This is a genomic window from Acinetobacter sp. UBA3132 (genome assembly GCF_002364825.1).
GTDB classification, from domain to species: Bacteria; Pseudomonadota; Gammaproteobacteria; order Pseudomonadales; family Moraxellaceae; genus Acinetobacter; species Acinetobacter schindleri.
Genome location: NZ_DEZM01000180.1, coordinates 1 through 12031, shown reverse-complemented (window position 1 = coordinate 12031; position 12031 = coordinate 1). Strand labels below are relative to the sequence as shown.

Here is a 12031-nt window from a genome sequence, read left to right as displayed (position 1 = left end):
AATCTTTGGTGATGTTAAATGGTTCTAAACCACTTAAACGGCATGCAGGCTCAATTTCAGGAATCTGGCGAGGAGCAATCCCTTCAACCGCCTGCGCAATTGCGCGGATATGATCTGGCGTCGTACCACAGCAACCACCCGTGATATTGATCAAGCCACTTTCTGCAAATTCTTTAATGAATGCAGCCGTTTCTTCAGGGGTTTCATCATAACCACCGAAAGCATTTGGCAAGCCTGCGTTTGGATGTGCAGAAACGAAAGTATCAGCAACGTCAGATATGGTTTTTACGTGTGGACGCATCGCATCTGCACCCAGCGCACAGTTAAAGCCGATTGAAATCGGTTCTGCATGACGCATTGAATTCCAGAACGCTTCAGCGGTTTGACCGGTCAATGTACGGCCTGATGCATCGGTAATCGTACCTGAGATCATGATTGGCAATTCATAACCAATTTCTTTAAACACTTCTTTTACCGCAAAAATGGCAGCTTTGGCATTCAAGGTATCAAATACTGTTTCGATCAGGATGATGTCCGCACCACCTTCAATCAGTGCTTTGGTCGATTCGATATAGTCGACTTTTAATGCATCAAAAGTAATGTTACGGAATGCAGGATCATTTACGTTTGGTGAAATAGAGGTGGTACGTGAAGTCGGACCAATTACACCTGCCACAAAACGTGGTTTTTCAGGGGTTGAATATTTCGCGCAGGCCTCTTTGGCAAGACGTGCTGCCTCACGGTTAATTTCTGGAACCAGATCTTCCATGTGGTAATCCGACATTGAAACACGGGTACCGTTAAAGGTATTGGTTTCAATAATGTCAGCGCCCGCTTCAAGATACGCTTCGTGGATACCTTGAATAATGTGTGGTTGTGTTAAAACCAGAAGGTCGTTGTTGCCTTTAAGGTCATATGCCCAATCAGCAAAACGCTCACCCCGATAATCGGCTTCTTCCAATTTATGGCGTTGGATCATGGTACCCATCGCACCATCGATAATTAAAATTCTTTTGGCAAGAAGTTCTTTCAGGGTGGCAAGTGTGGACATTCAGACTTTCTCAGTAAGCATCAAAAACGGCAATAATCTTAACAGATTAGTGCGCAGTTTTCTGTAGCCATTATTCAGAATGCTGGATATGGCTGATATGAAAATCTGATAAGCAAATTGAACTGTGCATAGAAAGCTGAAAACAGATAGAAAACAGAAAGCTCGAAGTCAGTTATGGAGGAATTTGACCGAAAATAAAATATAAATGAGTTTCATGAAAGTGTCATATGACTGGGGCAATATAGAGTCAACTGTGACCGGCTCAGGAAAATGACAGTCCTGAGAAAATGATCAATTTTATTGCAAAACATGAATGAAGTTGAGTGGATAAACGGTTTCTATTTAAATAAGTTATTTATTTTTTAATTTTAATATTGATAGTATGTAGCTTTAGGATGAACGGCAGCAAGAAAGTCTAAAAAATTGGTCTATATGACGGCGCTTTGTCATATAATTGTCACAATTAAACTGAACAATATGGGGATTCTTGAATCCTCTATTCCTGCTTGCATGAATTCTAATCAAACTCCCTCAGGTTCAGCCCATCAGTCGCCTTCCCATAAGTCGACTAATGTTCATGTGCCAACACCGAAATTTTTTATGCCGGTGTTTCTGACTGTAATTATTTCTACGCTGATTTATATCGGCTTTCAGTTGACTTCAGATCTGGCGCATGTTCCAGCAATCGGTCTGTATTCGATGATTCTTTTAGCCACAGCGCTATTTATTGCGCTGGGCTTTGAATTCGTCAATGGTTTCCACGATACAGCCAACGCGGTTGCCACCGTAATCTATACCAACGCATTGTCTGCACCGGTTGCAGTCATGTGGGCAGGTTTCTGTAATTTCCTTGGGGTAATGGTGGCCAGTGGTGCCGTTGCTTACGGGATCATTGCATTACTTCCTGTTGAACTGATTATGAACGTGGGTACAGGGGCCGGTTTTGCCATGGTCTTTGCCATGCTGATCGCCGCGATTCTCTGGAATCTGGGCACCTGGTTCCTGGGTATTCCTGCTTCTAGTTCACATACCCTGATTGGTTCGATCCTGGGTGTGGGCATCATGAACTATCTGCTCAACGCAGGTGGCGGTGCTTCCGGTGTGGACATGGAACAGGTGATGAAAGTCGGTAAGGCGCTGTTATTTTCGCCTTTGATCGGTTTTGCTTTTGCTGCAATCCTGTTCTTGCTGGTGAAAAAAATCTTCAGAAAGCAGCTAGAACTGTTTAAGCCACCTGAAGGTAACAAGCCACCACCACCACTGATTCGTGCCATTCTGATTTTTACCTGTACTGGCGTAAGCTTTGCCCACGGTTCAAATGATGGTCAAAAAGGTATGGGCCTGATCATGCTGATCTTGATCGGTTGTGTACCTTTGGCATACTCGTTAAACAAGAATCTTGATGCACAGCATATCCAGTCTTTCGGTCAGTTATCTGCTCAAACTGCTGATGTGATCTATCCACAGCATGATGATATTCCGGATGAACAGGCACGTGCCGTAATTACCAAATATATTCAGACTAAAGAGTTAAATGCTGAAGTTGTACCAGCATTGGCAAGCTTAACGGATCATTTGGGTGAAAAAGTAGGTTCATACACGAACATTAAAGATGTGCCTGAGGCGCAAGTTTCAGAATTCCGTAATGACATGTACTTGAGCACCACAGCATTTAAACGCTTGGATAAAGCAGAAGCTTTACCTGCGATGACTGCTGCACAGGAAAAAACAGTTGACGACTATCGTGATAACCTGGATTCATTCCTGCAATACATCCCGACTTGGGTAAAAGTGGCAGTTGCTTTGGCACTTGGTCTAGGTACCATGGTGGGCTGGAAACGTATTGTAGTGACTGTAGGTGAGCGTATTGGTAAACAACATATGACTTATGGTCAGGGGATGTCTGCCGAGCTGGTAGCCATGACTACAATTGCTGCTGCAGACGGTTTCGGTATGCCGGTATCAACGACTCATGTCCTGAACTCTGCGGTTGCAGGTACGATGGTAGCGAACAAGTCTGGCCTGAACTTCCAGATGGTGAAAACGATTCTGTCTGCCTGGGTGTTCACACTGCCAGCAACGATCTGTCTGTCAGGTGGTTTGTACTGGGTACTGTTAAAAGTTTTCTAAGAAAATTTGATTTAAAAAACGCTGCCTCGGCAGCGTTTTTTATTGGTGATTTTTACCTCTCCCTTTCGCACTCGGAATATATTCTAAGGATGCTCATCTCCTAAAAAGAGAGGAAGAGCTTTATATTTAAATAGAGTGATTTAAGTAGAGAATAACCTCTCCCTGACCCTCACTTGTACTTCGTTTTAAAAGCAGTGCTTTAAAACTTGCTCAGGAGAGGGCTGGGATGAGGGAAAAGTAAAAAAACTTTTTCTCACCAATACCTGTGTAGTGCTTTAAAAACTTGGACAGGAAAGAGCGATTACTATTATTTCTTCAACTTGCCTAACAATCCTTTCGGCAACTTATCCGTCGCAAAACCATATAGCGCCGCAAAAGGCAGTGCAGTACGTGCCAGATAAGCCACTCGCCATAAACCACCATGATTTGCACCAGACATCATCAGCTCAAGTGGATGATTCAGTTTTACATCTGGATTAGCCACAGACTCCGGATTACGCAGATCATGAATCCATAAGGCTGCCATAATCGCATTGGTAGTTTCTGGTGCAAAAGCTTCGACATCAAACAGGCTGGCACCATTAAACGCAGCTTTAAGCAGCGGATTCTTGGTTACAGAATAAGTGGTTGTAGAAGGTGCGATATTAATACTGACACGTTGGCCATTGGCACGTGCCAGTGTCGCACGCCATTGCTGGATGCGTTTTGCCAGCGCATAGTTCGGGCCTTGTTCAACGACCAGACAGTCACATATGCCATAGGATTGATCAGCAACTTTGAATAAATCTTGTGCATTTTTCTTAAAGAAATATTTGCGTGAGATTAGCGAAATACCTTTGGTCAAAGTGCTTTCCAATTTAGACAGTTGCTGGTATTTGCTTTGTGATGCTTGAACCACTTCTTCTGGCACAGCATAGACGTCAGTTGGCGTGCACATATACATCAGACTGGTATTGGCTTTCTGCCCGCTGACATGTTTCATGATTGCATCCATTGCCATGGAAACACGCACATGTTTTTCACCATCCAGATAGGCGATTGCTGCCAGATCCAGGTTTTGCTCGAACTGAATCAGCCATTGGGCAATTTCTGGAATTTGCGTCAACAGGTTGGCACCGAGCTTCTCTTTTAGAACTTCAATTGAAGTATCCGCTGGCAGAGTTTCAGCTGAAGGCGCATATAAAGTAGCATTACCTTCACTTACCGTATCCAGAATCTTGCTCCAGACACGGGTATTTGGCAGGTCAATTGCCACGATATTGGCTTTCCATTTAGATAACCAGGTCAGTGGGCCCGCTTCAGAAGCAGCACCGAACAGCACCGTAGTACGATCTGACAGGTCAAACCATTCCGGATGGGCAATACATTCACGCAGGGCATGAGCATGACTTGGCTCGACGATACCACGTTCTTCCCATAGTTGGATCTGGTCCAGTAGGGCTTGTCCCTGCAATTTTTTACCATGATAAGGCACATACCATTCAGGAGCTTTTTCAGACTGACCTTTCAGCTGAAAGGTACTCAGGTTTTGCGCAGGTAAAGACATTACATCTTTGAGTAGATGCTTCTGGCCATCACGGTAATATTCAAAACTGGCATGCGCTGTTTCCAGACCTTGTTGGGCAATATTCAGTGCTGCACCTGGAGAGCGCAGGCCATCTTCAACCAGATGTTTAAAGTGAACCGGATATTGCTTGCGCCAGTTTTTTTCCTGTTGAGCTGCGCTGGCATGTACAGGATCAACAGCGTTTAAGGCTTCAGAAATGATAGTGCGGCCAATTTTTGAAGTGCTAGGTTTTTGTTGTGAAGCAGAAATAGGGAATTGAAGACCGTCTGGGGAATTGGACATGCAAAATATCTCGCGATTTACAGCAATTAATATACAGATGTATACATTATCACTGCAAAATCCACTCCAAGGTTGGCAATATATGACATCCTGACTTTTAAAATTATTACGAGATGTTTCGAAATAAAAGGAAGCATATGGTTTCCTTATGATCAGTCGTTTAAAAACTAATTCTCAGTATCCTTGATGAATGAAAGAATCTAGAAGGGGAGTTGAGCCAGTTTATTCAGGAAGTGCGGAATAAGTCGAGGTTCCAGGATAATGGTCATAATCACACCATAAGCCGCCCCCCAAAGATGGGCGCTGTGATTGATATTGCTGTTCCCACGTTTGCCAGACCAGACACTATAAGCAACATAAAGTACTGCAAAAATAATGGCCGGCACAGGAATAAAAAACACGAAAATCAGTTTCCATGGCTCAAACAGAATATAGGCAAATAATACTGCTGATACTGCACCCGAGGCACCCAGACTTGCCCAGTGTGGATTATTTTTATTTTGCAGATAACTCGGAATAATGGCTGCAATCAGACCACCCAGATAGAACAGGACAAAGCCCAGATCATAAAGATACTGGCGATAAAAGCTCTCGATAATACTGCCAAAGAAGAACAGCGTAATCATATTGAACAGTAGATGTGTGCCATCTGCATGAATAAAGCCATGCGAAATAAAACGGTCATATTGACCACGTTGAATTGCTGGTGGCCAGAAAATCAAACGGTTCATGACCTGCTCTTTGGAAAAAGCAATAAAAGAGATGATGCAGGTAATCAGAATAAGGGTAACGGTATGATTAAAGGGTAAATGCAGCATAGACGGCAGTTCTAATTCTGAAGTAGTGATCCTTAATCTTGCCATTATTCTGACATTTAGGTAGTACTTTTATAATAAATCCGACAATTTTAGTTGAAATTTTAAATTTACCCCGCATCTTCAGTTAAAATGGCAGCTTCAGCTTGAGGAAATTATTGTTATGTCGACTGAGAACAGCAGCACTGCAGTTACAGAAGAAATTCCAAATCTATTGATTACACCGACTGCACAAGAGTATTTAAAGGATCTACTGGAAAAGCAAAATACACCAGGTATTGGTGTACGCGTTTTCGTGGAAAATCCGGGTACACCGCGAGCTGAATGTTGCATGGCTTATAGTGCACCAGATGAAGTTGTACCGACAGATTACAAACAGGATTATCCAGAATTCCCTGCGTACATCGATACTCCATCTATTCCTTATTTGCTTGATGCAGTAATTGATTACAACAAAGACCGTTTTGGTGGTCAGCTGACTTTCCGTGCACCAAACTCTAAAGTGCCACGTGTAGGTCCTGATGCCTCTGTAGAAGAGCGTATCACTTACGTGCTTCAGTCAGAAATTAATCCAGGTCTGGCAGGTCATGGTGGTAACTGTGCACTGGTTGAAGTGGTTGAAGATCCTGAACACGGTTTGACCGCTGTACTTAAATTTGGCGGCGGCTGTCAGGGCTGTTCAGCAATTGACGTAACTTTGAAACAAGGCGTTGAAACGACTTTGAAACAGCACGTTCCTGAACTTGCACGTGTGGTTGACCAGACTGACCATAGTCAGGCTGAAGGTGCATACTTCAAGTAAGTAGCAAATAAAATTTAGCTTATGAAAAAGGCCTCAAATATTGAGGTCTTTTTTCTATTTGAATTTAATAATGATAACAATTATCAATAGTAATTGTATTTAGAATAACATTTGATACAATGCGTCACAATTCCATTAATATTTCTTCATAAATCTACTTTTGGGGCGTAAATAGAGTATGAACACACCGTTTTTGAAATCGACATTAGCTTTTGCAATCGGCTCGGCAATGGCGGGCAATACATTTGCAGTAGAAGTTGGTGCTCCACAAGTTGAAGCTGCGAAACTGCAAACGATTGTGGTAACTGCAACAGGTTATGAACAAGACCTGGCTAAAGCACCTGCATCCATTACGGTCATTGATCGTGAAGAATTAGAAAAGCGTGAATATAACGACATTACCGATGTATTGCGTAATACGCCAGGGGTCGTAGTTTCAGGTGCAGGTTCTGCACAGACCATCAGTATTCGTGGCATGAGCTCAAATTACACCTTGTTTCTAGTAGATGGTAAGCGTCAATATGGTAAAGATGTGAACCCAAATGGTGATGACGGTGGTTTTGAAAAAAATATCCTGCCACCAATTGCCGCAATTGAACGTATTGAAATTATCCGTGGTCCAGCATCAACTCTTTATGGCACAGACGCCATGGGCGGGGTAGTCAATATCATTACCAAAAAAGTGTCTGATGAATGGTCTGGCAATATTGAGTTAGGGACCATCATTCAGGATAGTAACCGCTCAGGTGATATCAAAAATGGTTCTGTATATCTTGCCGGTCCTTTAATTGCAGATAAGCTTGGCTTGCAACTGGCAGTCAATAAGCAGGAACGTAATGAAGATCGTTATGTTGGCGGCTTCCGTGGCACCGAGCGTGAAAGCTTAAACTCGCGTTTGACCTATGCGATTAATGATGATCATGATGTGCAAGTTGAAGCCAATTTTGTACAACAGGAATCTACGACTTCAGTCGGTAAAACGGTAGCACCCGCTCAAGGTGCTGCAGATTCGTTTTCGCGCAATTATCGTAATGTTTATTCAGTAACTCATAATGGCCGTTATAACGATAACTTGGACAGTTCATCATATATTCAATATGAAAATTCAAAAAATCCGGATCGAGGCAATACGGAACTGGGTACCAAAGGAATTACCTTGGATACCTGGACTGCTAACAGTCAATGGAATTTGTTGTTGGGTGACCATACTTTATCATTTGGTGGATATTTTAAAGATGAAAAGCTCGAAGATAAAGCCACTAACCGTAATCCGAATTCACCTGAGTTTAGTGAATTGACGCGATGGTCTGCTGCAGCATTCTTGGAAGATACCTGGAGCATGACAGATCGTTTCGATTTAACAGCCGGCCTACGTTATGACCATGATGAAAACTATAGTGGTCATTTATCACCACGTCTGTATGGGGTGTACGCTATAAATGATAATTTTGTTGTAAAAGGCGGTGTAGCTACAGGTTATAAACAACCTGATATTCGTGCAGCCACTGAAGGTTTCTATAGTGTTACCGGTGGTAGCGGTTCACCATTACCAACAGGGCGTGGCATCATTCGTGCGAATCCGGATTTAGAACCTGAATCGAGTCTATCTACTGAACTGGGCTTCAACTGGAAAAATGATTATATCAGTACTTCTATTACCGGCTTTATCACTAAATATGAAGACCGTATTACCGAAGTGCGTGCCTGTGAAACCGATACCGATGGTACAACGACAAACCGAAATAACTGGCAAAACTGGACATGTTTCGAAGGAGACACGCCGTTTTACTTCATCAGTGAGCGTATTAACGTGGATGAAGCAGAAATTCGTGGTGTGGAAGCTACTTTAGAAGCTACTTTAAATGACTATACGACATTAACTGCAAATTATACTTATACAGATTCCGAGTTTAAGTCGGGTGATTTTAAAGGTCAGCCACTGAACCAGATGCCAGAACATATGTTCAATATCGGGGTAGATTATGAATTAAGCGATGCATTAAATGTATGGAGCCGCTTGCACCATCGTTCTGAAACATCTGCTTACCTGAGTCGTACCTCTATAGCCCAGCCGAATCCAGGCTATCAATTTATAGACCTTGGTTTTAACTACAAATTTAGCCCGAGCCTGACAGGTAAATTTGGGGTCTATAATCTGCTGGATGAAAAAGCAGAAGATATTGATGGTGACCAATTATTAGATGGTCGTCGTTACGGTATCAGCTTAAATGCAAAATTCTAAATCTGTGAGTATAAAAAAAGCCGCGTGAAGCGGCTTTTTTTATTATTCAATCTTTAAGATATTCAGTGTACTTTCGGAATAATAAAACTGTTCCAGATATTGGCGCGCACGTTCACGTAAATGACCTTGTGAAATCATCTGCTGAATGACAGGGACCAGTAATTCATTTAATTCATGCTGAATCAGCGACTCATTGATATTCAGATCACGAAGTAGTAGATCAAAAGTGTGCTCCTGATTACGGACATACCAGGCATGTACGCCATCCTGTATCTGCTGTTGCAGATAATCGGTCTGGCGCATGTGATCCCAGATCTCATGGCCCAAATTCACAGTCTGGGTCAGGTCTTGTACTTCAATATAATTCTTTAATACGGACAGAGGCATGTCTTTGATTTTATGCCAGAGATTCGCTTGAAAATGATAGAGTTTTTCATCATCAAAATGCTGGTTCAGGATATTTTCACTCAACTGGCCAAGCTTGAGAATATTCTTTTGCAAGTATTTGGCAATGGTATTGTCCAGACTGGTATCAGTCACATTTTCCAGTACAGATTTGCCCATTTTCATAAAGCGGGAAACACCGGGTACGCTTTTGGCAATTACTGAATTATCCAGATAATCCTGAATTGAATGTTGGATCAATTGGCTGATCATGGCAGAGAAGGCCGGATTATTCACCACTTTCTTGATCAGGCGCTGACGATGGCCACTTTTACTTGCGACATACTGGGCAATCTTATCAATAGTCAGTACTGGAATCACATCGGCAATCTTGGTGTTGTCATTTGCAGGGTGGACCAGAGCAAAACGGATATGTTCTGCAATCTGTTCAATCAGAAAAGAGCTGGCTGCTGTGCCTAATATTTGTTTTTGCAATAGCAGGTTAATTTGCATCGGACTCCACAGATCTTTCAGGGTCTGTTTGCGGAACCAGAGATAAAAAGTCTGAAACTCATTTTGAATCGTTTCAGATTGAGCAAATGACTGATCTAGAAAGTCAAGCTGAGCTTCGATCAATTGCTCAATCATCGGGTGTTTCTGCATATTGATTCTAAAAGTTAATTTAAAGGGATGAGTTTATCAGCAAGTGGATTTTTTAGGGTCTGTGTCTTTGCAAGAAAAGGTAAATAATACTGTGCAACCTGTCTTTCTGCTTCAAGAATCGGTATATGACCAACATTGTTCAGAATCACTGGTGTTTCGGCACGTTTAAATAGAGAGTGCAGCTCTTTAGCTACTTCAACATTAATAATACGATCCTGCTTACCCCATAAAATCAACGTTGGTGCTTCTACAGTACGGGTCAAACGAGCAAATGTTTCCGGGGTATAAATCCGGCTCAGCATGACAATTTGATCAATGGCTTTGCTGGTCTGCTCGGAACGGGAAATCAGCAGTTTTTCCTGGGCGTGTTTTAACTGATCTGAGAGAGCAGGCGGATGCTGCATCAGTTTATGACTGACATCTTCCAGATCTCCCGGTTTGCTTACAATCAGGTTCTTTAAAGCATATGGATCACGGGTATAGCGCGTATTGGCGTTTTTATAGATTCCGGCACTATTCAGTAAGAACAGGCTTTGCGTATCGAAAGGATATTGAGAAGCATAAACTGTGGCAATCGACCCCCCTAGAGAATGTCCAGCAACATGCAGATTCTCATCGACATCCAAAGCTTCCAGAAAGATACGCAGTTGAGAGGTTACATTCGGTACTGAGAAATCAAAATCTGCGGGTGTACGGGTGTCACCATTATTGGGTAAATCGGGAACGATCACATGATAATAAGGGGTAAGAAATCGTGCGACACGATTCCAGTCGTCTTTGGTGCCCGCCAGACCATGAATCAGTAAAATAGAGGGTTTATTGACATTCCCGCCCTCGTTATAGCTCCAGGAAATATGACCGACTTTCAGCGTTTTGCTTTTCAGACCCGCCTGTAGCCGTTCCTGAACCAGATACTGGCTAAGAATATTATTGCCTGGCTGAGCACGCGTAGGAAAACTGACTTGGGCCTGACTTAGTGTGCTGAAGCTTGGGGCTAATATTAGGGTCATGGCGCAGAGTAATTTTGAGCGCTTTATTAATTTTCTTATCATGGCGTCACATTCCTTGTCTTGCATCCAGTGTACTGTTCAAAACAGTTTTATCCTGAAGCAAATCCACCTTGTTCGGATAAAATCATAGAGTTATTTCTATTGTAAATAATTGTGAAGTAATGTCACCAATAAGTTATCCATATAAGTGAAAAAAATTCAGTTTTCATGTGAACTCTGATTAAAATTGAAATATTAGTGTGATACAGGTCTACTGATAGAAATTTAGACAAGCTGATTTTTTGCAAGTGACATTCATAAATCAGAGGATTAAAATATTGCAACTTAAAACAACGGTGGTAAACACGAATGCTCACAGCTCAGGAAGCTATAGAACGTCTTAAAAAGGGTAACCAACGCTTTGTCAACGGTGAAACGCAGCATTTAAAATTATTATCGCATCAGCAACGTGCTGAAATGGCAGAAAGTCAGGAACCATTTGCTATTGTTTTAGGATGTTCAGATTCACGTGTGCCAGCAGAAATGGTATTTGACCAAGGTCTGGGTGATCTGTTTGTCATTCGCGTAGCAGGGAATATTGTCGCGCCGTCTCAGGTTGGTAGTGTTGAGTTTGCTGCAGAAAGCTTTGGTTGTCCTGTAGTCATTGTTTTGGGTCATACCCATTGTGGCGCAATTCATTCTACGATTGAAGCACTAACCAATCCGGCAACTCCGCCATCTGCAAATCTGATGTCAATTGTTAACCGTGTACGTCCATCAGTTGAAATTCTGATGCAGACTGAACTGAAGGATGACCTCAACAAACTGTCTAAGCATGCAGTGCGTTCGAATGTATTTGCTTCCGTGAACCAGTTACGTCATGGTTCAGCAGTACTGGAAAATCTCATTGCACAAGGCAAATTACTGGTAGTGGGTGCTGAATACTCACTGGAAACTGGTGAAGTCACCTTTTTTGATTTCTAATTTGAATTTAAGAATGAATGATATTAAAGGCGCCTTAGAGGGCGCCTTTAATATATGGATAAGCATTATTTAACAGGATACTTTGTGCCTTGGCATTTGGATGTACCAGATCCTGTGGCATC

Annotated in this window: 9 protein-coding genes and 1 pseudogene; 4 read left to right on the top strand and 6 right to left on the bottom strand. The window is 42.4% G+C overall.

Going from position 1 to position 12031, the window contains the following annotated elements:
- On the bottom strand, positions 1-1051 hold a 1051-nt coding region (locus B4033_RS09805), incomplete at its 3' end, for a homocysteine S-methyltransferase family protein (RefSeq protein ID WP_286833534.1).
- A 510-nt stretch (positions 1052-1561) separates the two neighbouring features.
- Here B4033_RS09805 and B4033_RS09800 point away from each other — a divergent pair.
- On the top strand, positions 1562-3181 hold the full coding sequence (locus B4033_RS09800) for an inorganic phosphate transporter (protein WP_017401556.1): 1620 nt from the start codon (positions 1562-1564) through the stop codon (positions 3179-3181).
- 307 nt (positions 3182-3488) lie between these two features.
- Here B4033_RS09800 and B4033_RS09795 read toward each other — a convergent pair whose 3' ends face one another.
- The gene (locus tag B4033_RS09795; RefSeq protein ID WP_286833533.1) at positions 3489-5030 is read right to left on the bottom strand and encodes a hypothetical protein; all 1542 of its coding nucleotides are present in this window, start codon (positions 5028-5030) and stop codon (positions 3489-3491) included.
- A 200-nt stretch (positions 5031-5230) separates the two neighbouring features.
- Positions 5231-5848: a rhomboid family intramembrane serine protease gene (locus tag B4033_RS09790; RefSeq protein ID WP_286833537.1), complete on the bottom strand. Its 618-nt coding sequence runs from the start codon at positions 5846-5848 to the stop codon at positions 5231-5233.
- 160 nt (positions 5849-6008) lie between these two features.
- On the opposite strand from B4033_RS09790, the gene nfuA reads away from it, so the two are divergent.
- Positions 6009-6647, top strand: a complete 639-nt coding sequence (nfuA, locus tag B4033_RS09785) for a Fe-S biogenesis protein NfuA (protein WP_004810902.1) — start codon at positions 6009-6011, stop codon at positions 6645-6647.
- Positions 6648-6825: 178 nt separating this feature from the next.
- The gene (locus B4033_RS09780; protein ID WP_008304772.1) at positions 6826-8889 is read left to right on the top strand and encodes a TonB-dependent receptor domain-containing protein; all 2064 of its coding nucleotides are present in this window, start codon (positions 6826-6828) and stop codon (positions 8887-8889) included.
- Between the two features lie 42 nt (positions 8890-8931).
- Here the strand turns inward: B4033_RS09780 and B4033_RS09775 are convergent, their stop codons facing one another.
- Positions 8932-9936 (bottom strand): hypothetical protein, encoded by a 1005-nt coding sequence (locus B4033_RS09775; RefSeq protein WP_286833530.1) that lies wholly within the window; start codon positions 9934-9936, stop codon positions 8932-8934.
- Between the two features lie 14 nt (positions 9937-9950).
- The gene (locus B4033_RS09770; RefSeq protein ID WP_004810894.1) at positions 9951-10988 is read right to left on the bottom strand and encodes an alpha/beta fold hydrolase; all 1038 of its coding nucleotides are present in this window, start codon (positions 10986-10988) and stop codon (positions 9951-9953) included.
- Between the two features lie 306 nt (positions 10989-11294).
- Here B4033_RS09770 and B4033_RS09765 point away from each other — a divergent pair, with 306 nt between their 5' ends.
- Positions 11295-11909, top strand: coding sequence for a carbonic anhydrase (locus B4033_RS09765; protein WP_004810892.1), 615 nt, complete (start codon positions 11295-11297; stop codon positions 11907-11909).
- 34 nt (positions 11910-11943) lie between these two features.
- Here B4033_RS09765 and B4033_RS09760 read toward each other — a convergent pair.
- Positions 11944-12031, bottom strand: a pseudogene (locus B4033_RS09760) (arylesterase); the annotation flags it as partial.